The organism is Salmonella sp. SAL04196 (genome assembly GCF_046550835.1).
In the GTDB taxonomy this organism is placed as follows: domain Bacteria; phylum Pseudomonadota; class Gammaproteobacteria; order Enterobacterales; family Enterobacteriaceae; genus Salmonella; species Salmonella enterica.
Genome location: NZ_JBGDXE010000001.1, coordinates 287,972 through 312,912, shown reverse-complemented (window position 1 = coordinate 312,912; position 24,941 = coordinate 287,972). Strand labels below are relative to the sequence as shown.

Sequence of the window (24,941 nt, the reverse complement as noted above, 5' to 3'; positions counted from 1 at the left end):
GCCAGAACCGCTTTACGCCAATGGGCAGAGTAAGCGGTAAAAAAGGCGGGGTTTATGGCGTTAATAGAGATAGCCGGATACGATAAGAAAGTCTCGTATCCGGCCTGGTTGACGGATTCGGACCCGATAAGCGCCGCGCCATCAGGTCAAAAAAGCTTAAAAGCCAAGACTGTCCAGCAGGTCGTCCACCTGATCCTGACTGGCAACGACGCCAGCTTTCGAAGTATCCACCTGCGGGCCGTTGAGTAAGCTTTCGTTCTCGCGTTTTGGTCGCGCGCTCTGTTCCGGGATGTTTTCCAGCAGCACCATTAACAACTGGCGCTCAATCTCCTGAATCACGTCCATCATGCGTTTGATCACCTGACCCGTCAGATCCTGGAAATCCTGCGCCATCATGATGTCCAGCAGTTGCGCGTTAGTAAAACTAGTATGGCCCGGGACATCCCTGAGAAACTGGCGCGTATCCGTCACCAGTTCACGGGCGTCGGAAAGCTCGATCGGATTGTCAAACCACTCGTCCCAACGTTGGGTTAGCGCTTTCGCCTCTTTTTCCATCGCATCCTGATGCGGCTGCGAAGCTTCGACACTGTTTAGCGCGCGTTCCGCCGCCTGCGCCGTCATCTGGACGACGTAATCCAGACGGTCGCGCGCATCAGGGATCGCCTCCGCCGCTTCGGCAATCGCCTGGTCCAGCCCCAGTTCACGCAGGCTGTCGCGCAGCATTCGGGTCAGACTACCGATGCGCGCAATGATGTCTCCTGCTGAGCCTTCATCAGCAGGCTTGATAGATGGTTGCATCATCATCGCATCCTCACATGCCCAGTTTCTCAAAGATTTTGTTGAGCTTCTCTTCCAGAGTCGCTGCGGTGAACGGTTTTACGACATAACCGCTGGCGCCAGCCTGTGCGGCGGCGATAATATTCTCTTTTTTGGCTTCCGCCGTGACCATCAACACGGGTAACGCCGACATGGCGCTATCGGCGCGAATGGTTTTCAGCAGCTCCAGGCCATCCATGTTCGGCATGTTCCAGTCGGAGATAATAAAACCAAAGCCGCCCGCCTGGAGCTTGTTCAGTGCATCGACGCCGTCTTCGGCCTCTTCCACATTGTTAAATCCAAGCTCTTTTAAGAGGTTGCGCACGATACGACGCATGGTCGAAAAGTCATCCACAACCAAAAATTTAAGCTCTTTATCCGCCATAAAATACTACTCCTGGTTCAAATACGTATCGCCTGTCCGGCACTGATTTTCGCCAGCATCTGCTGGCTTACCTGGCTAAGATCGACCACTTCGCTTACGCCACCCATATTGATGGCCTCGCGCGGCATGCCGAACACCACACAACTTGCTTCGTTTTGCGCAATGGTCCAGGCGCCAGCCTGGTACATCGCTAACATTCCAGCGGCGCCATCGTTGCCCATCCCCGTAAGAATGACGCCTACGGCGTTGCGCCCCGCGTGTTTCGCCACCGAATGAAACAGCACATCCACGGAAGGCCGATGCCGGTTTACCGGCGGGCCATCATGAATTTTGATTTGATAATTCGCCCCGCTACGCGCCAGCTCCATATGCTTGTCGCCGGGCGCAATGTAGGCATGACCTGGCAATACGCGTTCGCCGTCCTCGGCCTCCTTCACGCTGATTTGACAGAGTTTATTCAGGCGCTCGGCAAACGAGCGGGTAAAGCCAGGCGGCATATGCTGCGTAATAATCACTGCCGGACTGGAAAGCGGCAGCGGTTGCAGCACATGTCGGATAGCTTCAGTACCGCCCGTTGAAGCGCCGATAGCAATCAGTTTCTCCGAACTGAGGAGCGGACCGGCTTTTAAGGTTGCCGGGGCCGCCACCGGTTTATGTGCGGCGATGCGGGCCCGCGCGGCGGTACGCACTTTTTCGGCGATCATCTCGCTATACGCCAGCATACCTTCACGAATGCCAAGCTGCGGTTTAGTGACAAAATCGATGGCCCCCAACTCCAGCGCCCGTAGCGTCACTTCGGAACCTTTACCGGTCAGCGAAGAGACCATCACCACCGGCATCGGTCGCAGGCGCATCAGTTTTTCCAGAAAATCGAGGCCGTCCATACGCGGCATCTCAACGTCCAGGGTCAATACGTCCGGATTAAATTTTTTGATGAGATCCCTGGCGACCAACGGGTCCGGCGCAGTCGCCACCATCTCCATGTCGCTATGGCTATTAATAATTTCAGTCATGATTTGGCGCATTAGCGCGGAATCATCAACTGACAATACCCTGATTTTACTCATGCTTTATCCTTACTTAGCGCATACACCGTCTGTCCGCGCAGGCTAAACTCGCGCACGAGGTTGCTAAAGTTTTCTGAGTGACCGGCAAACAACAGTCCGTCAGGTTTAAGGAGTGGAACAAAACGGCGCAGAATGTCCTCCTGAGTCGTTTTATCAAAATAGATCATGACGTTACGGCAAAAAATCGCGTCAAAGGGACCAGGTACGTTGTACTGCTTTTCCAACAAATTAACGGAGGAAAATTCAACATAATTGGCCAGTTCCTGACGCACGCGCACCAGTCCTTCATGCGGCCCCGTACCGCGCATGAAATAACGTTGTAGCTGCTGCGGCGATAACGTTTTCAGTTCGCTGAGGCGATAAATACCGCTTCTCGCTTTTTCCAGCACTTCAGTATCAATATCGCTGGCGAATACTTTCCAGCGACCGGGGGCCATCCCCAACGCATCCGCCAGCGTAATGGCGATACTGTAAGGTTCTTCTCCTGTCGATGCCGCCGCACTCCAGACGCGGTACTCGCCGTGGCGGCGACGCGCATGTTCCGCAAGGATGGGAAAATGGTGCGCCTCGCGAAAAAAAGCGGTCAGGTTGGTAGTCAGAGCGTTGATAAAAGCCTGCCACTCAGCGCTGTTTTGGTTAGACTCCAGCATACTGAGATAACGGCCAAAATCATCCAGTCCTAGGGTACGCAGCCGACGGACCAGTCGGTTATAAACCATATCCCGCTTATGGTCGGCCAGCACGATCCCTGCGCGCTGGTAGATTAATTGACATATCCGACGAAAATGCGCGTCGGACAGCGCGAGGCGCTGTGTCATCTGTAACAATACTGACGTTTGCCCGGGGGGCAGAGATGATGTCATAGCGCCTTCTTAATCACATTCAAAATACAACGGGCGCGCCCTGCGGCAGCGCCATGCTTCCCGTATTACACATTTTTTGCTTTTATCTATGCGAACCAGACGAAAGGGATCGGCGGGTTCGCAAATTAATCGAGAACCGACAGCACACGTCGATCAGAAGGTTTCCCAGTTCGCATCATCCCCGGCGGCTAAGGGCCGCGGCGTATTGCCGGACTGAGCGTCCACTGACAAACGCATCTCAGGTTTATTTACCGCCAGCGGTCGCGATGCCAGGCGGAAAGCCGATACCGCCTGGGTCAGACGGCTGGCCTGCTCTTCCAGCGCGGCGGCGGCCGCTGCGGATTCCTGAACCAGCGAGGCGTTCTGTTGCGTTACGCGATCCATTTCGGAAACGGCCAAAGCGACCTGATCGATACCCCGGCTTTGCTCATCCGAGGCGGAGGCGATTTCGCCCATGATATCCGTGACGCGTGTAACGGCATTGACGATGTCAGTCATGGTTTCCCCGGCGCTTTCCACCAGCACAGAACCGGTATCGACACGCGAGACGGAATCTTCAATCAACGCTTTTATTTCTTTCGCCGCCTGGGCGCTGCGGCTGGCCAGATTACGCACCTCGCCTGCCACGACCGCAAAACCGCGCCCCTGCTCTCCCGCGCGCGCCGCTTCTACCGCCGCGTTCAGCGCCAGAATGTTAGTCTGGAAGGCAATACCGTCGATAACGCTGATAATGTCAGCGATTTTTTTCGAACTGTCGGCAATTTCGTGCATAGTGTTTACCACGCCGTCGACCACTTTGCCGCCATGACGCGCGGTCTCGGAGGCGCTTTGCGCCAGTTGCGAAGCCTGACGGGCGTTATCGGCGTTTTGCTTCACGGTGGCCGTCAGTTGTTCCATGCTGGCAGCCGTCTCCTCCAGAGCGGAGGCCTGCTGTTCGGTACGGGAAGAGAGGTCGGTATTACCGGCGGCAATTTCACTGGTGCCGGAATAAATCGCATCCGAACCTTCACGAACCTGCGTCACGGTGTCAATCAGCGAGCGTTGCATATGTTCAACCGTTCCCGCCAGTTCGCCAATTTCATTACGTCCTGAGACGGTGAGCGTTTTCGTCAGATCGCCGCTGGCAATTTCACGGATATGAGTAATCACTCGCGCTAATGGGTTAAGCAGGGCATGACGAATGCCGAACCAAACCACCATCAAAATCAGCACCAGCACGACCGCAAGAACCCCCAGTTGCCATTGCGCAAAACGGTAGTCATGAGCGCTTTGATCAAATGTCTGGCGGTACAGGTTTTCGCTCACCCGGGCGTAATTGCCCAGCGCCTCGCCCAACGCGTTTTGCATTCCCTGGGTTGGCTGGGCGAAGTAGGCATCCATATTGCCATTGTCCAGAAACTGAATAAGTTCGGTTAATGCGGCCTGATAGCGCTGATATTTTTCATCGACGTTCGCGCTGGCCTCCGCCATCGCTGGCAATGGCGTCATGTTTTTGAAATTGGCGTAGTGCGCCGCCGCCTGTGCGAGGGTCGTTTTTGCATTCTGGAGTAAATCCGTTTTGGCGCTGCTCTGCTGGTTAGAAGCGTCCATCATCATGCGTGCGGCGGAGCGGCTCAGGTTAATGCGCGTTTGCAGCATTAAGTCCCATGTCGACGTGAGTTCGCTTTGTTGCTGGCGTAATTCGTTAGAAATAACAAAACCTTGCTGGTTATGCTGTAATGAAGAAAACAGCAAACCACCGGAAACAAGCTGTAGCAGTGCGAAAACCCCCAGCACCATCATCAGCATTGTGACAACGCGGATACGGTTAAACATAAGGCACCTTCCTGATAACGAGTTATCAACGTTATCGGCACCTGCGGTGATAACTTTACTTTTGCAAAAAGGAAATACGCTGTTCCGGAAGACGATATTGACAATAACAGTGTCGCAGCGGCGATGCCGGCGCAAAATGCAGGGGCTGGGCGCGGGCGATGAAGAGGCACTCTCACCGCTGGCGGAAGCATAACGGTGAATATTGCCGGATGGCGCGACGCCATCCGGCAACGTTATTACGCGACGTGTGATGCTGCGATATCCAGCAGCGCCATCTCTTCGCTGTTAAGCAGTTTTTCGATATTCACCAGAATCAGCATACGCTCGCCGAGCGCGCCCAATCCCGTCAAATATTCTGTTGACAAGGTCACGGCAAATTCTGGCGCCGGACGGATTTGTTCCGCCGTTAACGACAGTACGTCAGACACGCCGTCTACCACTATCCCGACGACGCGTTGCCCCAGATTCAGTACGATCACTACCGTATTGTCATCGTACTCTACGTCGCCTTCGCAGAATTTCACGCGCAGATCGACAATGGGGACAATCACGCCGCGCAGGTTAGTCACCCCTTTTATAAAGGCCGGAGTATTGGCGATGCGCGTCACCTGGTCATAGCCACGGATCTCCTGCACTTTCAGGATATCGATGCCGTACTCTTCATTTCCCAGTGTAAACACCAGGAATTCCTGACCTGACGGCTCGCCGGCCAGTTTGCTTACATTACTCATACCGGTCATATTATTCCCTTCTCACTCAATCAGGCGGCTGTGATCGCCATACGTTGTTCGCGGTTTAAACCCTGCAATGCGGAAACATCAACAATCAGCGCGACGCTGCCGTCGCCCAGGATCGTCGCGGCGGAAATCCCCGGTACCTTGCGATAATTGCTTTCCAGATTTTTGACCACCACCTGGTGCTGACCGATGAGCTGATCGACCAGCAGCGCGTAACGGCGTCCCGCGCTTTGCAGGATCACAACAATGCCCTGCGTGGCTTCGGTTTTCGCCCCGTCCACGTCAAACACTTTCCACAATTCGACCAGCGGCAAATACTCGCCGCGAACTTCCAGAACCCGTTCGCCGCCCGCCAGCGGATGAAGATCCTCTTCACGCGGTTGCAGCGACTCCATCACCGCATTCAACGGCAGGATAAAAACTTCCCCCGCCACGCGAACCGACATCCCATCGAGGATGGCCAGCGTCAGCGGCAGCAGAATACGAATCGTGGTGCCGGAGCCTTGCTTTGACTGGATCTCAACGTGACCGCCCATCTCCTGAATGTTACGTTTCACCACATCCATGCCAACGCCGCGACCGGAGACATCCGTGACCTGTTCCGCAGTTGAGAATCCCGGCGCGAAGATCAACATGCCTACTTCATCGTCGGTCATGTTTTCATTCACCGCCATCCCCTGCGACATGGCCTTCGCCAGGATACGCTCACGGTTAAGCCCCGCGCCGTCATCGGTCACTTCAATACAAATATTCCCGCCCTGATGTTCTGCGGAAAGGATCAGATTGCCGACAACATTTTTCCCCGCCTCAAGGCGTTTTTCCGGCATTTCAATCCCGTGGTCGAGACTGTTGCGCACCAGGTGCGTCAGCGGGTCGATAATGCGTTCGATCAGGCTTTTATCAAGTTCAGTGGAGCTCCCCACCAGCGTCAGCTCTACCTGCTTGCCCAGTTTGCCCGCTAAATCGCGTACCAGACGCGGGAAACGGCTGAAGACGTACTCCATAGGCATCATGCGAATCGACATCACCGACTCTTGTAAGTCGCGGGCGTTACGTTGTAACTGACCCATACTGGTAATGAGATCGCCGTGGTTTACCGGGTCCAGCTCGTTAGAACGCTGGGCCAACATTGACTGGGTAATCACTAACTCGCCGACCAGGTTTATAAGCTGATCCACTTTCTCTACCGCCACGCGAATGCTGGTGGACTCGCGTTCACGCGCAGGTTTTTCACGCCCCGCATGATGTTCATGCGCCGCGCTTTTGGCGGCTGGCGCAACGACTGCCGGAGACGCTACCGGCGCTACCTCGGTTTTCTCTTGCGCTTTTTCAACCGGCGCGGCGACCACTTTTTCAAAAGCGATCTGATCGGCCTCAATGACAAAACAGAGCACCGCGACAATGTCATCTTCCGCGACGCTGCCATCCAGAGTTGCCGACAGTGAATCCGTTCCCTTAACGACATCCGTCAGAGTAGCCAGATTGCCCAACTCTTCTTCAAGCAGATCGACCTCATTGGCTTTCAACCGTGAAAGTACAATGCGCAGTTTACTCTCGTCACGAGGCGATTCGGTTTCGGCTACGCTCTCTTCCTGGATCGCCGCGCTTAGTGCCGCGGTTTCTACGACCGCCGGCGTGGTTTCGCCTTTCGCCTCCAGCGCCAACTGGCGTAGCGCATTGCAGATATATTCGAAGCTTGCGGCATCCGGCTCTTCGGAGTTTTTATAGGCGTCGAGCTGTTCCTGCATAATATCTTTCGTTTCCAAAAACAGGTTGATAATGTCGGTATTGAGCTGCATTTCACCGCGTCGGGCTTCATCCAGCAGGTTTTCCATTAAATGCGTGGTTTCCTGCAGAATAGTGAAGCCGAATGTGCCCGCGCCGCCTTTAATGGAGTGCGCCGCGCGAAAAATGGCGTTCAGTTGTTCAGCGTCCGGGGATTCCGGCACCAAATCCAGCAGATGCTGCTCCATATCAGCCAACAGCTCGTCAGCTTCATCAAAAAATGTCTGATAAAAATCGCTAATATCCATGCTCACGCTATCACCTCGGTTCCGCTTTTGGCGATGTGGGTACGCTTGCCGGCGGGGCTGCCGCAGGCTGTTGTAATACACTTACCGGCTCATTCTGGCTTTCAGCGTTTTCATGCAAAATGGCCTGTTCCGCCTGTTTGTTTAACACCAGCAGGCTTATACGGCGGTTGATGGCGTCATCAGGACCGCGATCGCTCAGCCGCATCGTGGCGGCCATGCCAACCACCCGTAATACTTTTCCGTTATCCAGCCCGCCAGCGACCAGTTCGCGACGAGAGGCATTGGCGCGATCGGCGGATAACTCCCAGTTGCTATAGCCTTTTTCGCCGTTCGCGTAGGGAAAGTCATCGGTATGGCCGGCCAGGCTAATGCGATTAGGTATACCGTTTAACACTGGCGCAATCGCACGCAGGATATCGCGCATATACGGCTCAACTTCGGCGCTGCCGGTTTTAAACATCGGGCGGTTCTGGCTGTCGATAATCTGGATGCGCAACCCCTCCTGAACTAAATCAATTTTCAGATGCGGACGTAACGCGCGCAGTTTGGGATCGGACTCGATCAGTTGATCCAGATCGCCGCGCAGTTTGTTTAAGCGACTCTGCTCCATCCGTTTTTTCAGCTCGTCGATATTCGGCTGCTTTTCCACTTCACCCTGCTGTTGGGTGTAATCATCGCCGCCGCCTGGTATCGGGCTCTCGCTATTGGCAATCCGGTTCCCCCCCGTGACCGCGGTGGCCAACGGCGTACGAAAATATTCGGCAATCTGAATTAATTCTTTAGGGCTGGAGATGGAAATCAGCCACATCACCAGAAAAAAAGCCATCATCGCCGTCATAAAATCGGCGTAGGCAATTTTCCAGGAACCGTGCGCCCCGCCGCCGTGCGGTTTGTGCCTGCGGCGTTTTACGACGACAATGGGATGAGCCTGATTTTTCATGCTTCCTCAGTCGTCTGCTGCTGGTTTGGGTTTCTCACTGCGCGAACATGTTCTTCCAACTCAATAAACGATGGACGCTCACTGGAATAAAGCGTTTTACGACCAAATTCCACGGCAATCGGCGGCGCATAGCCGTTCAGATTAGACAGCAGTGTAATTTTTACGCACTGCATCATCTTGGTGGTTTCGGCGCTCTTCTGGCGCAAAACGGTCGCTAACGGTGAAATGAATCCATAAGCCAGTAAAATACCGAGGAACGTACCTACCATGGCATGGGCAATCAGCGCCCCCAACTCCGCTGCCGGACGATCGGCTGAAGCCAGAGCGTGAACCACCCCCATTACCGCCGCGACGATACCAAAGGCAGGCAGCGAATCCCCCACCATCGCCAGGCTGTTGGCCGGGACTTCCGCCTCGCTTTCATGGGTTTCAATCTCTTCATCCATCAACGCTTCAATTTCGAACGTATTCATGTTGCCGCTGATGATCAGGCGCAGATAATCGACAATAAAATCAAGCATTACCGCATCGGCCAGAATACGCGGATAACTGGCGAAGATTTCACTCTCTTTCGGATTTTCAATATCGCGTTCAAGGGAGAACATCCCCTGCTGGCGTGATTTGGCCATCAGGCGATAGAGCAACGCCAGCAAATCCATGTACATAGATTTCGTGTATTTCGAACGACGAAATAACAACGGGATCGCTTTCATCGTGCCTTTGATGGCCTTCCCGTTGTTGCCGACAATGAACGCCCCTATCCCCGCGCCGCCAATGATGACCAGTTCAGCAGGTTGATAGAGTGCCCCAAGGTGTCCGCCGGTCATGACATAACCGCCGAAAACTGTACCGATAACCACCAGGTAACCTAATAAGATAAGCACGACATCATCCTTCCGCTGTTGACTATGACAGGATGCGCAGTCGGGCGATTAACGCGAAGGCAAGGCAAAAAAAAGCAGCGGTAATGACTTACCGCTGCTGGAGTGTTTGTCCACACCGTTTCGGTTAAACAGCCTGTTCGATCTGTTCATCCAGCAGTTGTGGAATAATATCGGCAGCATCTCGGGAAAGTTTACGTCTTTTTACTGCGCGGGATGGCGGCTGGCATAAACTACACGCAAAGCTGCCCACGGGCTGATGCGCATGGGTAATAAAGTTCCCACCGCAGCAGTTACAGCTCGACAATTCAAGCAACCCACTTTCAACAAAACGCACCAGCGTCCATGCGCGAGTCAGCGCCAACAACGGCCCTTCAGGCGGTTGCGGACACTGCTCAAGATAAAGCCGATAAGCTTTAATCACCGCATCCACACCGCTGCATAAGCCGGTCTTCAGTAAAAATTGCCAGGCGTTGCAGAACATGGAGGCATGAATATTTTGCTCCCAGGTCATAAACCAGTCTGTCGAAAATGGCAGCATCCCTTTAGGCGGCGGGCTACCGCGTAATTCTTTGTACAGCCTGATGAGGCGACCACGGCTGAGCTGTGTTTCGCTTTCCAGCATTTGTAGACGAGCGCCAAGATTAATCAACTCCATCGCCAACTGGATATCGCGAGCTTCCTGAACAATGCTTTTTTCACTCATTATCATGCCCTTTTCTTACGCGCCGTATCGTCCACTTCATTGAGCAGACGCGTTGAAAGCATGATACCTGTGTGAATCTGCTGTAAATCATCGACGCGCGAATCCTGAGTCAAACGGGTGATCGTCTGATGATCGTCAAACCGGAAATGACAAACTAACTGGTTCGTCTCCGCCAGTTTGACCATCTGCGGCAAGGTCAACGCGCCCAGTGTGTTTGCCATCTCTTCGTTGATACCGAGGCGGAACATCGCAGATGCTTTGTCCTGGACGATCAAACGCTGTGCAAGGAGTAAATATGACAAATTGATGTCATAAATGTGTTTTAGCAACTCGGATGTATGCATTGTTCCCATCCAGAATAACCAACTTTATTTTTGTGCGACGTAGCCGCACCCCGTGATGTCGCCGGGAAGGCCCGGTAAAAGAAGCAAAAAGGTCAAATGCATAGCAGCGCTCAGACATTGTGGACATTGTGACGTATAACGCAGCTTCCCACTGAGATTCGCCTTACACGTTTACATCAATTTTTACAAATGCCTAAGATTTTTCCTAATTCGACGCAACTCTACTCGTCAGCTTCGTGACATACAACGGAGCGGGACGGCGATTTTAGAAAATATGTGATGTAGATCACATAATTTAACAGAATACTTACTATAAAACCATCAGCATGGCTTTTACTTTGTTTAATTAATAACCTAATGTTCACTTTTTCTATTCCACACTGCTGAATAGGGGGACGTCAACACCAAATTCTTTTTTGTTTCTCTCTGTTAAAATAACGCCAGGATAATAGATAACAGGCTATTATTTCTATTTTAGAAACGATTCTATTTTACCTTTAGTAAACAGTGGCTTAAATATTAAACGTTATTAATTAATCTCGTCACAGCATACGCCCTCCTCTGTTAAAAATAAGCTCATTTGATTTAACTTTTAGCTTTCCTTGTTCACCCGTTTAAATAAAGCATCCTGGTGGTGTGTAAAAAGTGTCTTATGCCACGATTCTTTACATAAGAATAATTAATGATTAATTATGATGTCCTTCACATTAATGTGGCATTAACGCATTGCAGAAATGCGCTAAACAGAGTAAAGCTAAAGCACAATCTCATATTCTTGCAATCAAGGAGCGAGTTATGAGCTACACCCATATTCTTGTCGCCGTTGCCGTCACCCCGGAAAGTCACCAGCTACTGGCTAAAGCGGTCTCTATCGCCCGCCCTGTTCAGGCGAAAGTAAGCCTGATTACTCTCGCTTCCGATCCCGAACTGTATAACCAGTTCGCCGCGCCCATGATGGAGGATTTACGCGCGGTTATGCATGAGGAAACTGAGAATTTTCTTAAGATGCTGGGGGAAAAGGCGGATTATCCGATTGAACAAACTTTCATCGCATCAGGTGAGTTAAGCCAGCATATTTTGGCTGTGTGCCGCAAACACCATGTTGATCTGGTCATTTGCGGCAACCATAACCACAGTTTCTTTTCGCGCGCGTCCTGCTCGGCAAAAAGTGTCGTCAGCGCCAGCCAGGTAGATGTGTTGCTGGTGCCGTTAGCGGGCGACTAGTCGCCGCTCGCAATATTTCAGGCCAGCTTAGGGAACGTCGCCACGTTGTTCTGCTGCTGACGCTCAGGGCTACGCGGCGTGACCTCCTTTAGGTCATGAATAAAACGCTCCTGCCAGCGGTTAATGTCATTTTTAACGATCACGTCCAGCATTTCCGCATGGCGCGAAATACGCTCGGCAAGGGGCATCGTTAACGCACGATTGAGCGCCGCCGCCACGTCATCCCGATCGTAAGGATTGACGATTAACGCCGACGTCAGTTCATTCGCCGCGCCGGCAAACTGTGACAGTACCAGTACGCCAGGATTAGCGGGGTCCTGCGCGGCGACAAACTCTTTCGCCACCAGGTTCATCCCGTCACGCAACGGGGTGACGAGCCCGACGTCTGAATAACGGAATATCTTCATTAACAGTTTACGGTCAAAATGCTGATTCAGATAATAGAGCGGCGTCCAGCCCAATTGTCCATATTTCCCATTAATCCGGCCTGCTTCCGTCTCAAGCTGGTGGCGAATATCCTGATATGCCTGTACTTCGCCGCGTGACGTAGGCGCAATTTGGGTATAACGAATTTTTCCCCGATGCTGCGGGTAGTTTTCCAGTAGCGCTTCATACGCCAGAAAGCGTTCCGGCAGCCCTTTCGAATAATCCAGCCGCTCAACGGAAAAAATATTCTTCACATTTTTCAGTTCCGCCTTGAGCTGCGCCAGTTTAGGCGGCAACGGCCCGGCTGCCTGCAGAGCAATCTCATCGGGCTCAATACCGATAGGATACACTTCTGTCTGGAAGTCTTTACCCCACGCGATATGCTGCTTGCCGCTGCGAGTCGTGACTCGCGTTTGACTCGAAAGGCTATCCAGAAAAGCCAGGCGATCATTTTCTGTCTGGAACCCGAGCAGATCAAAGTCACACAACTGCTCCAGCAGTTCATCATGCGGCGGTAAAGCGTTAAAAATCTCCGGGGTCGGGAATGGAATATGCAGGAAAAAACCAATTCGGTTGTTCACGCCGCGTTTACGCAGCTCGCTGGCGAACGGTAACAGGTGGTAGTCATGCACCCAAATGATGTCGTTCTCTTTAATGAGGGGCAATAACTTATCCGCTAATAACGCATTCACCCGCATATAGCCTTCCCATGCAGGACGCTGAAACTGTACCAGGTCCAGACGATAATGGAACGCAGGCCAGAGAACCGCATTGGAAAATTGACAGTAATAATCTTCGTAATCTTGTTCACTCAGGTTAAACGATGCCCAGGTAATATTACCTTTTGTCACCTTTTTTAATGGCTCATCCTCGTTACCTGTCTCGCCACTCCAGCCGAACCACAACCCGCCAGCCGCTTTTAGCGCGCCAAGCACGCCAACGGCGAGGCCGCCGGCGCCGCCTTTATTATCCGGGGGGGCAATTCGATTAGATACTACGACTAAACGACTCATAGCCATCTCTCCTGTTATTCATTACTTGTTGTTCTTGTTGTGGATAATTGATTTGCTCCAGCCAGCGCCAGACATCGGGTACGCTTTCCAGCCGCCATGCCGCCTGGGTTGCCCCGACGCCCACTTTTACGGAAATTCCGCCAGCGTGATTCACCACGCCAAAGCCAGCCTCATCGGTCAAATCGTCGCCCACAAAAACGGGAATCCGTCCCGCAAAGGGCGCCTCCTGCATAAAGGCGGCAATCGCTTCGCCTTTATTGGTTCCCTTAGGTTTGATTTCCACAACACATTTACCAGGCTGCAACGCCAGTTGCGGCCAGTGCTGCGTAACGTGTTGCGCAAGCGCCAATAGCGCCGCTTCATGTTCCGGAGCCTGACGGTAGTGCAGCGCAAACGCCATCCCCTTCGTCTCCAGCTCCGTTCCGGGCAGCGCTACAAGCGTCGAACGTAATAACGCCTCCACCTCACGGACTACCGCTTCAGGAAGGCGCACGATATGGGTTTTACCATTGATGTCACGACGCTCTGCCCCGTGAACGCCAGCGAGCGGAAAGCGAAAAGGCTTCGCCAAAGCATCCAGCTCAGTCATTGAACGCCCTGAAATCAATGCCAGTGCCCCTGCGTTGTGCGCCGCGAGACGGTCTAACAACTGAAGGATTTTATGCGGTACCACTACCTGATCGGGATGAGGCTTTATCTCTGCCAATGTGCCATCAAGGTCAAAAAAATACGCATAGTTCGCAGTGAGTTCGGGGGATACGGTTAACGGTTCTGCCACCCTGGTCTCCTCCTTATCATCATATTGAGACTCACAAACGGTCTCATTAGTCATGTAAGTATAGACAGTGTGACGCTGCTCGCCATTTAGAAAGACCATCGCCAGCCAGGGTAGCGGCTGGCGATGACGTGAAGCTATACTGTTTAGTTGAGTGTTAATTCATCAAATCGTACGCTTCGCTTTTTGCTTATAATGGTCGAAGATAACTGCTGCCAGAAGGATTCAGCCGCGAACCACGTACTGTGCAAAAGGTGAAATGTTGAACAGGTTCATCGCGTTCTCCACCGTTCCTGATATCAGTACGCTCGCCACCACATATGAGACTTTTCCGAGGCCGCCTTTCAGGAATACCCCCCCCCTAAGACACCCGCAGAAATAACGATTAACTCATAACCCAGGGAAGTCATTGACCAGCTTTAGCGTTTTTTATGTAGGGTAAAGTCAAACGATTCTTGTTAGAGAAGACGTAAAACGGTGCACTATCTTTCATTCATTAGATAAATGCTGATGGCAGGAATAGTTTTAGCGAAAAATGACATAACCCAGAGCGAATTCATCAGCCAAAAGGCAGGAAAGCCAGCACATTAATCCATAACATCAGCCAGCTAATCCTTACGGCCCTGGGTGAATAACGATTACCAGGAATAATAGATATGTTCAGCCTGTTCGCGAACCGGCACATCGTCTCCCAGCAGTCTGGCGGAAAGGGTTAGCGCGAAATCAAAGACATGCCCCAAGCCTTTGCCGCTAATTAAATTACCATCTTCAACAACGGGCGCATCCACATAGACACCTTCCGGAACCGCTTTCCACAGGTCGCCGGAACAGACATAACGACGCCCCTTCAGCAATCCGTGAGCACCCAGCACCCTTGCCGCCGCGGAACAGATAGGACAAATTAATTTGCCTGCCGCATCATGACGCGCAACGAAAGCGATCACCGCCGGATTAGCCGCCAGATTAGCGCTCCCCTGCGGACCGCCCGGCAGCACTACCGCATCGAAAAGCGCCTGCTGGCGTTCACTCAGCGTGCTGTCCGCAACCATAGGAATATCATGGTAACTCACCACCGCCCGTGATTCAGCACACGCCAGCGTTTCGACGTCGATATGCAAACGTCGCAGAATATCAAGAGTAACAATGGCCTCTGCTTCTTCAAATCCTGGTACCAACAGCACCGCGACCTTTTTCATTGACTGCTCCTTGTTAACGAGTCACCCATCAAAACTGCGCTCAACCGAATAACGTGCTCGTATGATTAATGACATTAAAAATGATCTACCGCAAAATCGGCTAGTTTATAAAAACAGGCATATTTGCTCTCAACCGTTTATGCGTGTGATATCCAGACTGGCTAATGTTTATTTTATTGAAATTACCATACTTGAAAGGCTCGCCCCATGATCTAAAACAATGTTTCATAAATTATAAATCTATATAATATCATTTAACTTTCAAACAGTTGCAACTACTCCACACCAAAAATCATTACACCTAAAAAAATCACACCGCTGAAAATGTAAAAAAAGATAAACAATTGCATTTAAGGATTTTCTTATTTTTATTGACGCGCTATTCTCATTACCGATCGATAAACAGGAAATGAGATCGCATAAGGGACTGGCGGAACGGAGTTCTTCTGCTAAGAGTATTTATTGTGCATAGATGATAGATGTAAGAAAGTGACAACGACCCGTTGCATTCTCGTCTGTCATGCACATCAACACTTTCTGGAAATAAGGATATTGTTATGGCAGCTGTAGGAATGGTTCAAAAGCTCAACACGCCAATGAACCTTGAGTTTTACGCATCAAATCTTTACCTCCATCTAAGCGAATGGTGTTCTGAACACAGTTTAACAGGCACCGCCACCTTTCTTCGTACCCAGGCGCAAGGCAACGTGACGCAAATGATGCGCATGTTTAATTTTATGAAAAACGCCGGCGCCACCCCTATCGTTAAAGCCATTGACGTTCCGGGTGAAGAGCTCTGCTCTCTGGAAGAATTGTTCCAGAAAACCCTGGAGGATTATCAGCAACGCGCCAGCACGCTGTCGCGTCTGGCAGATGAAGCGAAAGCGCTGAATGATGCCTCAACGCTCGATTTTCTCCATACCCTGGAAAAAGAGCAGCAGCAGGATGGCGTACTTTTACAAACTATTCTCGAAGAAGTTCGCAGCGCTAAACGAGCAGGGTTATGCCTGGCGCAAACCGATCAGCATCTCCTTAACGTCGTGACCTATCAGCATCACTGATAGCGGCACCCCGAGCGACAATATTGAGACGTTATTAGCCGGATAGCAACGCGAAGCAGCTTATCCGGCCTACACCGTTTCTGGTCTGTTTGCCAGAGGTGGCGCCTGTCGCTACTGGCGTATTATCGGCACATCATGCCAGCCGACAGGCGCGAAACGTCTCTGTCTTGTCCGGGCATTACCCCAGCATCTCACGTACAAACGCTTCTATTTCTTTATTCTGGCCGTTTTCAAACAAACATTGCTGGAAACGCGGCCCTGAAACCGCCGTTTTAACCAGTTCAGGATCGATAGCCCGTAGTGTATCCAGATAATTCTCTTTGACGACCGCGGCCTTAACCTGGTTCAAAATGCCCGCATTGCGTACCTGCGGCGCTTTGCGCTCAGGCGGATACCCCTCGCCTTTACGCCCGGTAAACGCTTTTTCAAAGATGAAACGCACGTTCAGCTCAGCGCCCCAGCCAAAGCCTTTCGCAAATGGCAGGGACAACGCATTGCCGTTGTTGATCTGCGCAAACAGAAAAGCATCTGCCGGATCGATGCAATAGCCACAAATGACACCAGGATGAATATTTAACGACATCAGCGCGCCCTGCCCGGTGCCACAGCCAGTAACCACAAAATCAACCGCGTTTGCATTAAGCAGAATACTCGCCATGATGCCTAAATGAATGTACGTCAGGTGATGGTCATTTTCGTCGCACATGCCGACGTTAAAAACGGGAAATCCCTTTTCATTGGCGACGGCGCTAAGTTCGTTATAAATGATGGCATTTTTGCTGGCCTGGCTATTTTCCATCATCAGTGCAATTTTCATCGTGTTCCTCCTGAATGCAGACGGTCTTGCCTGCGTAAATCATGACGTTTTGCCCACACTACACACTTAAGAACACGCATTCAAATTTAATGAAACCAAGTTTCATTAAATGAAGAGACGCTCACACATTTTCTGTTCCCGCTGTAAGCCTCCTGCCGTTACCTTTAATCAAGGCGAATCCGTAAGTTATTCCAGCCATTGACGGTGCAAGACACGAGGTAGCATGGTCTGATACCGAATTGTCGGAGCGATTTTATGAAGCCTCTTATTTTTACTCTTTCACTGCTAGCCCTGACGGGATGCACCATTACTCGACAAGCGCAGGTCAGCGAAGCCAGCCCGATAAGCGGCATCGTGCGCCTGACGTATAACCAGCCGCTATTTTTTACTTCACGGACAGATGACTATGTATCTCACGGGACCGCAACACGCGAATGCCAGCAGATGGGCTATGCCGATGCCGTTTCGTTTGGTCAGCCGGTAGGAACCTGTAGCATTTATGCGGGCTCGTTGTGTCTGAACACCCGATTTACCCTCTCCTGGCAGTGCCGGGGCGTTGCCGTCCCGCAAATCATGCCGCTTTATTATTAAGGCGGCTGGCTTAACGCCGACACCATCTACAATGGAGGAGAGTGCAAGGTCGCTATTGCCAGCATGAAGGTGCTGGCTTTCCTTTATTTTTATACCCTATACACTGGCGTTAATGCGTTTTATTCCCATTCGTATTTTTAATAATTAAATTTAATATTTTACCTTTTGCAAATAATAAAATAACAAATTATAGTGGCGCCACATTACTGTATATCTTTTGCTATTTGTGGAGCGGAACCATGCTGAAAACAGAAATGATCGACAAACTGAATGAGCAAATGAATCTGGAGTTGTACTCCTCCCTGCTCTATCAACAAATGAGCGCGTGGTGCAGCTATCACAGTTTTGAAGGCGCGGCCGCATTTCTTCGTCGCCATGCGCAAGAAGAGATGACGCATATGCAGCGCCTGTTTGACTACCTTACCGATACCGGAAGCCTGCCGCGCATTAATACCGTTTCTTCGCCCTTCGCTGAGTACACCTCACTGGATGAGCTGTTCCGCGCGACCTATGAGCATGAGCAGCTTATTACGCAAAAAATTAATGAACTGGCTCATGCCGCAATGACCAGCCAGGATTATCCGACATTTAATTTCTTGCAGTGGTATGTGGCAGAACAGCATGAAGAAGAAAAACTGTTCAAATCTATTATTGATAAATTAACGCTGGCGGGAAAAAGCGGCGAAGGGCTTTATTTCATTGATAAAGAACTCTCCACACTGGATACGCAAAATTAATCCAACACGTCCTTACACGGTGAGACGAGCTCTCACCGTGGCGTATTAGTGGCGGCAGATTTTACTCTCATGCGTTGAAAAACCGTCCTCCACGGCAATAAACTTTCCTTTCGCCGCCAGAAACGCGACCAGTTCCGCCGCCGTCATATCTGACGCTGAACAGGTGTGAAATCGTGCCCGCTCGCCAAAGCGCGCTTTTATTGCCGCCTCCAGCGAGGTATGCGTGTACTGCTCGCCAGACTCAATCATCATATTGAGTACTTCGTGACCGTGAATGGAATCCATAACCCCTCCTGAATAAAACTCGTAGCCTAATGTGTCCGTGTGCGAGCGACTTTGCGCTAGCGCAGGTTTGCGGCGGTTGTCCGCGTCTCTTCCCATATTCGCTTTTATGCCCGGAACTGTAAATTTTACAGTACACCCATTGTAACGACCATTTGACGAAAATAGCGTAATGCCTTACCCTGCGCCGCGGATATCACCGTTCTTTGTTACCGGGGTAGTAGAAAGCGTGAAAAACAGAACTCTGGGCAGTATTTTTATCGTGGCAGGCACCACTATCGGCGCCGGGATGCTGGCAATGCCGCTGGCAGCGGCTGGCGTTGGTTTCAGCGTCACGCTGGGATTGTTGATTGGCCTGTGGGCGCTGATGTGTTATACCGCGCTACTATTACTTGAGGTATATCAACACGTTCCGGCAGATACCGGGCTGGGCTCGTTGGCAAAACGCTATCTTGGACGTTACGGACAGTGGCTTACGGGATTCAGTATGATGTTCTTAATGTATGCGCTCACCGCCGCCTACATTTCCGGAGCCGGAGAATTACTGGCATCCAGTATTAATAACTGGCTTGGCGCCACGCTCTCGCCCGCTGCCGGGGTGCTGCTGTTCACCTTTGTTGCCGGTGGGGTGGTGTGTGTGGGCACCTCGCTGGTCGACCTTTTTAACCGCTTCCTGTTTAGCGCAAAGATCATTTTTCTGGTCATCATGCTTGCGTTGCTCACGCCACATATTCATAAAGTAAATCTTCTTACGCTTCCTTTACAGCAGGGGCTGGCGTTATCCGCCATACCGGTCATTTTCACCTCGTTTGGTTTTCACGGAAGCGTACCGAGTATTGTGAGTTATATGAACGGCAACATTCGCCGGCTGCGTTGGGTCTTTATGACGGGTAGTGCCATTCCGTTAGTGGCCTATATTTTTTGGCAGCTCGCCACGTTGGGAAGTATCGACTCGCCGACATTCAGAGGGCTACTGGCCAGCCATGCCGGGTTAAATGGCCTGCTGCAGGCACTCAGAGAAGTGGTCGCTTCGCCACATGTCGAACTGGCGGTCCACCTGTTCGCCGATCTGGCGCTGGCGACCTCTTTTCTGGGCGTAGCGCTAGGATTATTTGATTACCTGGCCGATCTATTCCAGCGCCGCAGTACGGTGTCCGGACGCCTGCAAACCGGGCTGATTACCTTTCTGCCGCCGCTGGCGTTTGCGCTTTTCTACCCACGCGGATTTGTGATGGCATTAGGCTATGCCGGCGTAGCGCTGGCAGTGCTGGCACTGCTCATCCCTGCCATGCTGGTCTGGCAATGCCGTAAACAGATCCAGATCCCTCAGGCGGGATATCGTGTGGCAGGCGGCACGCCAGCGCTGGCGCTGGTGTTTATCTGCGGCATTGTCGTGATTGGCGTCCAGTTTTCGATCGCACTGGGGTTCCTGCCCGATCCAGGTTAATGCCAGGCAAAGATTACCGGGCCCGGACGCCGTCCAGGCTCGATAATCATCACGCTATGGCCGTTTACGAGCCATTAATGCAGGCAGCACTGCTTAAATTTTTTGCCGCTCCCGCATGGACAAGGATCGTTACGCCCCACTTTCACCTCTGCTTTTATCGGCATCTGTAGCGGCGTCGTGTGCGGATGCGCCATCCACCAGGCATGAAGCTCAAGCGCCGCGATACGGATAGCGTCAACGCTTTTATCGAACGCTTCCGGGCTCATTTTATCCAACAGCGCAAAGTTTTCTTCAGTGCCGTGTAAGGCAATCGCTTCCAGCGCCGGTTTTAGCGTATCCGGCAAGTCAGACCAGTCGGACAGCGACACTCCGCGCATGTAACCAAAGCACCATTCTTCAACAATCGTTAATTCATGGCCATCAACTTCTCGCAGGCCAAACAGCGGCTCGAACTGTTCTGGATAGTCTTCAAGCCGGGCGGCTGTGTCCGCCATGTGCTGGAACACCAGATCCATAAATCGCGTCATTTCTTTTTCAGATGTCCAGCGCGGTACGTACGCGGGTCCCCCCCATATCGCGACCAGCCACTGTTCCGGCTCGATGGGACGCGGAGAACTTAGTACCGCAGTAATCAGACCGTCCAGCTCCGCGACATCCAAAATGGCCTGATCGGTATTGTATTTCGTCAGCACATCATCCAGCCATTCCAGCTCGTTCTCGTTTAATGGTTCCATTTTCATAACGCTTTTCCTCAGTGATGACTTCCGCCTGTAGGCCTCTTACATTGCAGCGGATAAAAATAATTTTTTTGCAGGCAGTTTGGATGGCAACCATCAGGGGCCAGATTAACACGAAATGAGGAGGATTCCGGAAGTTAACGCACAAAAGGAGGATCAGGGCGCAGATTTTCCGCCAGGAAACGCTCGCCCCACACAAAAGCGAGAGATGGGTTTCTCGCTATATTATACTCATGCTAACTTATACCACCGCCGCGGACAGATAAAACCGCCCTCTCAAATAGAGCTTATTTTCAGTAAAAAAGTGTTTAATGAGTTCGTCTACCGCTTCTCTGTCAGCAGAAAAGGTTATTTCCATAAACAGCGTATCGTACCCTATTTTGATATTTTTTTTCTTACAGTAAACACGGATCTCATCCTGCACACTCAGCAACGGCAGGCTAAATGTGTATAGCGGTTGCGGTTCTTTTTTCGCCGCTTTCTCAAAAACTTTAGTGACCAGATCCCCAAGATCGCGCTCTGACCGGGCACCGTTATTAAAATGCAATAAATTACGTCTTTTTACCACCCAGCCTCCAGCCAGATACCGCCAACAATAACTCTCACTTCAATGTGTGAGGCACATAATCACATCCAGAATCAGCTCCAGATAGTATTTCAAATAAACAGCCCGCACTATAGCGCATACTTTTTTCAGACACAGTTTACAGGGATACTCTCTTTATATCCACGCGCACGGTTGCCTTAATCATGTCTTCCGCGATAACACAGTTTGTCAACCTATTCTATATAACCAAGCTTAAACAGAACCTTACCAGCCAGCGATATCAGCTCAGGATTTTCAGGATAAAAACGCAGTAACGGCAAAAATACCGCCTCACCGATAATGCTCCGGCTATTAGCATGGTTTGGGCGCAATCCCCAGATATTCTGATAAGTCATCGGCACGACCTGCCCATTCATGGTTGTGTTACCGATATACAGCATAATATGCCCTGGAATATAGACCAACGTAGTAAACGGTTTTCCGTATCTGGTGAGATAATCGATCCGCATTTGGGGATTTTTATGACTAAGATCGACCACCCGTCCAGCAGACTCTACCTGCGCGGATGAATGTCTGGGCAGGAATATGCCAAACGGCATTAACAGGCTGCGGACTTCGGCTGAACAATCATTATAAAAGTTAAAATTTCCCCAACCGTAGGGGGCGCCGTGCATTGCTTTCATTAGCACGGCGATATTTTCCGGCGTCATTTTCCACGGCATAGCCGTAAACTCGTTACCGCTTAGCCAGACCCAATGGATAAACGCACGACCATTGCTATCGCGAACTGGCGCCGCAATCAGGAACTGGCCCGCCCGTTGATGTCGGAACGGTAAAATAGTGCCCGGTCGCCCGGTGAAATAATAGACGCCTGCGGCATGGACAGAAACCGGCGCGTTGATAAATGCCCCCAGTTGCTTATGAGCAAGCAAAACCCACTGTGTTATAAATTTCTGATCCGCACTGGCAATATCTTCACTATGAACCCAGCCAGTTACCGCTGGTGAAACGACATATTGCCAGCGTTGGTCTTTGCTCTTCGTCAGCGTATAGACCGGCGTACCGGGACGCAGCGAAGACATTTGTAAATTATCAAACGGATACCCCTCGCCCGCCTGACGGGGATCGTTAAAGAGCGGGTCGTCCGTTGGCAGCGCTCTGACTAAACTTTCTCTGACCATAATTCCTCGCCGGGAGGCATGATAGATATTGTCAATCTGCGTATCCGTATTCCCTCTAACCTCCTCTTTCCAGCGAGAGGTATAAAGTCTGAAGTTTTCCCCCCAATAAGCACTGCCGTCGCTAAGAAACTGCTTAATACTGGCATCCCGGGCCTGTGCTGCGTTTTTTTTCAGCAATGCGGTAATATAAAAATCATTCCACGGCGAGTGCGCTTCACTGTCCATTCCGAAATAATGAGATTTTAGTGCGTTAAAGTAGCGTTGTTGGGTAGCACTATCAATAACCGGAATAGTGTAATCAGCCGAGTCCGGAGGTATCCATTTATCAACCGACTGTGAATAATCCGCTAACGGAAAGCGTGTTTTTGTCGGGTCAATATAGCTCCCTGTGAGAATTTCATCTTTGGCTGTTGATCGGTAGGTCGTCTGGTGGCAAGCGGTGAGGCACAATGGTATCAATAAAACGGCCCAGGTTTTCTTTTGCATCATCATCTCCGTAAAGCGGGGAAAGCATAATATAGAGACTGACCAAAACCGCCATTCACGAAAACCCGAAATTATCTGTAGTTGACCTGTTATTAAGACAATATTGCAAAACGTGATTAAAGCATGAAGCGGATCACATTACCTTATGATGAATATTAGTTCGCTATCTACCTTTAATTAAATTGTGCAGAAAACACCCCTGAACAGTTATATACTCGTTTAATTTGCATAAATACTCCACTGACCCGCCCCTGTTTTTTTCAGACAATACATACTGTAGCGCGTCAGTTCTACTTTTTTTATATACTCTGCAAAGTCGTTTTCATCGACGTAGCCAATAAAATTACGCGCATCACATGTCGAAGAGGAAAGCTCACCGGAAAGAGAGTAGGTTACGATTGCACTCTCAGGCTCATACAAAATAAAAAAAAGTAAAAAAGCGCAACCTACAATCCCAATATTAATGAAGCTAATAAATAATTTTGCATTATCGGTATATTTCACTGGCAGACCTACTCTCTTTAATAAAGCAGGCATAAAACATATCAGCATTTTTTATAGAGATTAATGGATTTTATCGGCTGATTTACCCGACGTTTAGTATTTACCAGCCATAAGTTCTTGCGGGTCGGTAGCACATAACTGCTGTACTGGCAGAAATGCCGCTACCGATGTTTTTACTGTATATCGCGCTGGAAAGTTCACGCTCGCGGTCGGCATACAAATTGAAGACACAAAAAAACCACCCGTAGGTGGTTTCACGACACTGCTTATTGCTTTGATTATTCTTGTCTTTCCCATGGTACCCGGAGCGGGACTTGAACCCGCACAGCGCGAACGCCGAGGGATTTTAAATCCCTTGTGTCTACCGATTCCACCATCCGGGCTCGGGAAAAATTGGAGGCGCGTTCCGGAGTCGAACCGGACTAGACGGATTTGCAATCCGCTACATAACCGCTTTGTTAACGCGCCAAATTTTTTTGCTTTTCAGCCAGCATCCGCTTTACGCCAATGCTTTTAAACTGGAGCGGGAAACGAGACTCGAACTCGCGACCCCGACCTTGGCAAGGTCGTGCTCTACCAACTGAGCTATTCCCGCAGTATCAAGCAACTTTGTTAATCACTTGATTTTGTTATCGTCTGGCAATCAGTGCTGCCGTTCGATGCGTTGCATTCTACTTACCTGACGCACTGAGTCAACGATATTTTTCGTCACTCACGATCGTTTGCTGAAATTTGCGGCGAAACGATCACTGATCAAGCAAATCTCCGCGTGCAGCGCTCAAATATTGCAACATGGACCACAATGTTAGCACCGCTGCAACAAAGAAAAGCGCGATCCCGGCATACTCTACCCAGATATTCGGACGCCACAAGAGCCACGCCAGCGCCACCATCTGCGCGGTAGTTTTGACTTTACCGATCCAGGAGACCGCTACACTACTGCGTTTGCCCAGCTCAGCCATCCATTCACGCAGAGCAGAGATAATAATTTCGCGGGCTATCATCGTCGCCGCAGGTAACGTCACCCACCAGCTATGATAATGCTCGGTGACCAGCACCATGGCGATCGCCACCAGCACCTTGTCGGCGACGGGGTCGAGGAAAGCGCCGAAACGCGTACTCTGGTTCCAGCGTCGCGCCAGAAAGCCGTCAAACCAGTCGGTAATAGCGGCAATACAGAAAATCAGCGCGCTGACCATCGGCGCCCAGGCGAACGGCAAATAAAACACCACGACAAAGAATGGAATCAGGATGACGCGAAACAGCGTGAGCAACGTAGGGATATTAAATTGCATAGTGACGGGTAACTATCTGTTGTCAGTGAAATTAC

Annotated in this window: 27 protein-coding genes, 3 tRNA genes and 1 pseudogene; 6 read left to right on the top strand and 25 right to left on the bottom strand. The window is 51.0% G+C overall.

The genetic code is table 11. From position 1 onward, the window contains the following. Positions 1-156: 156 nt before the first annotated feature. The 11 genes from cheZ to flhD form a co-directional block, all read right to left on the bottom strand. Complete coding sequence (cheZ, locus tag ACLJPE_RS01595; protein WP_000983586.1) at positions 157-801, bottom strand: protein phosphatase CheZ; 645 nt, start codon at positions 799-801, stop codon at positions 157-159. Between the two features lie 10 nt (positions 802-811). Continuing rightward, on the bottom strand, positions 812-1,201 hold the full coding sequence (gene cheY, locus ACLJPE_RS01590) for a chemotaxis response regulator CheY (protein WP_000763861.1): 390 nt from the start codon (positions 1,199-1,201) through the stop codon (positions 812-814). Between the two features lie 17 nt (positions 1,202-1,218). Next, positions 1,219-2,268 (bottom strand): protein-glutamate methylesterase/protein glutamine deamidase, encoded by a 1,050-nt coding sequence (gene cheB, locus ACLJPE_RS01585; RefSeq protein WP_000036395.1) that lies wholly within the window; start codon positions 2,266-2,268, stop codon positions 1,219-1,221. Next, positions 2,265-3,131, bottom strand: coding sequence for a protein-glutamate O-methyltransferase CheR (gene cheR, locus ACLJPE_RS01580; protein WP_031601849.1), 867 nt, complete (start codon positions 3,129-3,131; stop codon positions 2,265-2,267). Before cheR ends, cheB begins: the two co-directional genes overlap by 4 nt. 153 nt (positions 3,132-3,284) lie before the next feature. Next, positions 3,285-4,946, bottom strand: a complete 1,662-nt coding sequence (tar, locus tag ACLJPE_RS01575) for a methyl-accepting chemotaxis protein II (protein WP_000483279.1) — start codon at positions 4,944-4,946, stop codon at positions 3,285-3,287. 236 nt (positions 4,947-5,182) lie between these two features. Further along, entirely contained in the window at positions 5,183-5,686 is a 504-nt protein-coding gene (cheW, locus tag ACLJPE_RS01570) for a chemotaxis protein CheW (protein ID WP_000147295.1), read from the bottom strand. 20 nt (positions 5,687-5,706) lie between these two features. Then, the gene (gene cheA, locus ACLJPE_RS01565) at positions 5,707-7,722 is read right to left on the bottom strand and encodes a chemotaxis protein CheA (RefSeq protein ID WP_023212500.1); all 2,016 of its coding nucleotides are present in this window, start codon (positions 7,720-7,722) and stop codon (positions 5,707-5,709) included. Positions 7,723-7,726: 4 nt separating this feature from the next. Further along, complete coding sequence (motB, locus tag ACLJPE_RS01560; RefSeq protein ID WP_000795653.1) at positions 7,727-8,656, bottom strand: flagellar motor protein MotB; 930 nt, start codon at positions 8,654-8,656, stop codon at positions 7,727-7,729. Beyond that, a complete protein-coding gene (gene motA / locus ACLJPE_RS01555) occupies positions 8,653-9,540 on the bottom strand; it encodes a flagellar motor stator protein MotA (RefSeq protein WP_000906312.1) in 888 nt (295 codons plus the stop codon). Before motA ends, motB begins: the two co-directional genes overlap by 4 nt. A 124-nt stretch (positions 9,541-9,664) precedes the next feature. Continuing rightward, a complete protein-coding gene (flhC, locus tag ACLJPE_RS01550) occupies positions 9,665-10,249 on the bottom strand; it encodes a flagellar transcriptional regulator FlhC (RefSeq protein WP_000605987.1) in 585 nt (194 codons plus the stop codon). Beyond that, entirely contained in the window at positions 10,246-10,587 is a 342-nt protein-coding gene (gene flhD, locus ACLJPE_RS01545; protein WP_001518146.1) for a flagellar transcriptional regulator FlhD, read from the bottom strand. The genes flhC and flhD overlap by 4 nt, the downstream gene beginning before the upstream one ends. A gap of 682 nt (positions 10,588-11,269) precedes the next feature. Here flhD and ACLJPE_RS01540 point away from each other — a divergent pair. Beyond that, positions 11,270-11,386 carry a hypothetical protein gene (locus ACLJPE_RS01540; RefSeq protein WP_031601778.1) on the top strand — a complete coding sequence of 39 codons (117 nt, stop codon included), beginning with the start codon at positions 11,270-11,272 and terminating at the stop codon, positions 11,384-11,386. After that, positions 11,383-11,811 carry a universal stress protein UspC gene (gene uspC, locus ACLJPE_RS01535; RefSeq protein WP_000122606.1) on the top strand — a complete coding sequence of 143 codons (429 nt, stop codon included), beginning with the start codon at positions 11,383-11,385 and terminating at the stop codon, positions 11,809-11,811. The genes ACLJPE_RS01540 and uspC overlap by 4 nt, the downstream gene beginning before the upstream one ends. 17 nt (positions 11,812-11,828) lie before the next feature. Here uspC and otsA read toward each other — a convergent pair whose 3' ends face one another. From otsA to ACLJPE_RS01515, 4 genes and pseudogenes are all read right to left on the bottom strand, one after another. Next, positions 11,829-13,250 (bottom strand): alpha,alpha-trehalose-phosphate synthase, encoded by a 1,422-nt coding sequence (gene otsA, locus ACLJPE_RS01530; protein ID WP_000089042.1) that lies wholly within the window; start codon positions 13,248-13,250, stop codon positions 11,829-11,831. Further along, the gene (otsB, locus tag ACLJPE_RS01525; protein WP_000840114.1) at positions 13,225-14,028 is read right to left on the bottom strand and encodes a trehalose-phosphatase; all 804 of its coding nucleotides are present in this window, start codon (positions 14,026-14,028) and stop codon (positions 13,225-13,227) included. Before otsB ends, otsA begins: the two co-directional genes overlap by 26 nt. A 222-nt stretch (positions 14,029-14,250) precedes the next feature. Next, a pseudogene (gene araH, locus ACLJPE_RS01520) lies at positions 14,251-14,435 on the bottom strand (L-arabinose ABC transporter permease AraH); the annotation flags it as partial. A 228-nt stretch (positions 14,436-14,663) separates the two neighbouring features. Next, positions 14,664-15,221, bottom strand: a complete 558-nt coding sequence (locus tag ACLJPE_RS01515; RefSeq protein WP_039514046.1) for a DJ-1/PfpI family protein — start codon at positions 15,219-15,221, stop codon at positions 14,664-14,666. A 557-nt stretch (positions 15,222-15,778) separates the two neighbouring features. Here ACLJPE_RS01515 and ACLJPE_RS01510 point away from each other — a divergent pair. Next, the gene (locus ACLJPE_RS01510; RefSeq protein ID WP_000741707.1) at positions 15,779-16,282 is read left to right on the top strand and encodes a non-heme ferritin-like protein; all 504 of its coding nucleotides are present in this window, start codon (positions 15,779-15,781) and stop codon (positions 16,280-16,282) included. A 178-nt stretch (positions 16,283-16,460) separates the two neighbouring features. On the opposite strand, the gene ACLJPE_RS01505 is transcribed toward ACLJPE_RS01510, so the two are convergent. Further along, positions 16,461-17,099, bottom strand: coding sequence for an RpiB/LacA/LacB family sugar-phosphate isomerase (locus ACLJPE_RS01505; protein WP_000684804.1), 639 nt, complete (start codon positions 17,097-17,099; stop codon positions 16,461-16,463). A 255-nt stretch (positions 17,100-17,354) separates the two neighbouring features. Here ACLJPE_RS01505 and ACLJPE_RS01500 point away from each other — a divergent pair, with 255 nt between their 5' ends. Then, positions 17,355-17,690 carry a YecR-like lipofamily protein gene (locus ACLJPE_RS01500; protein WP_000803229.1) on the top strand — a complete coding sequence of 112 codons (336 nt, stop codon included), beginning with the start codon at positions 17,355-17,357 and terminating at the stop codon, positions 17,688-17,690. 239 nt (positions 17,691-17,929) lie between these two features. Further along, positions 17,930-18,427, top strand: coding sequence for a non-heme ferritin (gene ftnA / locus ACLJPE_RS01495; protein WP_000920619.1), 498 nt, complete (start codon positions 17,930-17,932; stop codon positions 18,425-18,427). Between the two features lie 45 nt (positions 18,428-18,472). Here ftnA and ACLJPE_RS01490 read toward each other — a convergent pair whose 3' ends face one another. After that, positions 18,473-18,712: a YecH family metal-binding protein gene (locus ACLJPE_RS01490; RefSeq protein WP_000377238.1), complete on the bottom strand. Its 240-nt coding sequence runs from the start codon at positions 18,710-18,712 to the stop codon at positions 18,473-18,475. A gap of 226 nt (positions 18,713-18,938) precedes the next feature. Between ACLJPE_RS01490 and tyrP the strand changes: the two genes are divergently transcribed. Further along, a complete protein-coding gene (tyrP, locus tag ACLJPE_RS01485; protein WP_023230407.1) occupies positions 18,939-20,156 on the top strand; it encodes a tyrosine transporter TyrP in 1,218 nt (405 codons plus the stop codon). Positions 20,157-20,230: 74 nt separating this feature from the next. Here tyrP and ACLJPE_RS01480 read toward each other — a convergent pair whose 3' ends face one another. The 8 genes from ACLJPE_RS01480 to pgsA all read right to left on the bottom strand — a co-directional run bounded on the left by ACLJPE_RS01480 (position 20,231) and on the right by pgsA (position 24,906). Beyond that, on the bottom strand, positions 20,231-20,896 hold the full coding sequence (locus ACLJPE_RS01480; protein WP_000781521.1) for a YecA family protein: 666 nt from the start codon (positions 20,894-20,896) through the stop codon (positions 20,231-20,233). Positions 20,897-21,134: 238 nt separating this feature from the next. Continuing rightward, positions 21,135-21,461, bottom strand: a complete 327-nt coding sequence (locus ACLJPE_RS01475) for a glucose-6-phosphate dehydrogenase (protein WP_000240837.1) — start codon at positions 21,459-21,461, stop codon at positions 21,135-21,137. Positions 21,462-21,673: 212 nt separating this feature from the next. Beyond that, positions 21,674-23,113: an SH3 domain-containing C40 family peptidase gene (locus tag ACLJPE_RS01470; RefSeq protein ID WP_077917719.1), complete on the bottom strand. Its 1,440-nt coding sequence runs from the start codon at positions 23,111-23,113 to the stop codon at positions 21,674-21,676. Positions 23,114-23,326: 213 nt separating this feature from the next. After that, complete coding sequence (locus ACLJPE_RS01465) at positions 23,327-23,659, bottom strand: hypothetical protein (RefSeq protein ID WP_001659711.1); 333 nt, start codon at positions 23,657-23,659, stop codon at positions 23,327-23,329. Positions 23,660-23,907: 248 nt separating this feature from the next. Beyond that, a tRNA-Leu gene (locus ACLJPE_RS01460) sits at positions 23,908-23,994 on the bottom strand. Between the two features lie 11 nt (positions 23,995-24,005). Further along, a tRNA-Cys gene (locus tag ACLJPE_RS01455) sits at positions 24,006-24,079 on the bottom strand. 51 nt (positions 24,080-24,130) lie between these two features. Continuing rightward, positions 24,131-24,206 (bottom strand) — tRNA-Gly (locus ACLJPE_RS01450). Positions 24,207-24,357: 151 nt separating this feature from the next. After that, positions 24,358-24,906, bottom strand: coding sequence for a CDP-diacylglycerol--glycerol-3-phosphate 3-phosphatidyltransferase (gene pgsA / locus ACLJPE_RS01445; protein WP_001160192.1), 549 nt, complete (start codon positions 24,904-24,906; stop codon positions 24,358-24,360). Positions 24,907-24,941 lie beyond the last annotated feature (35 nt).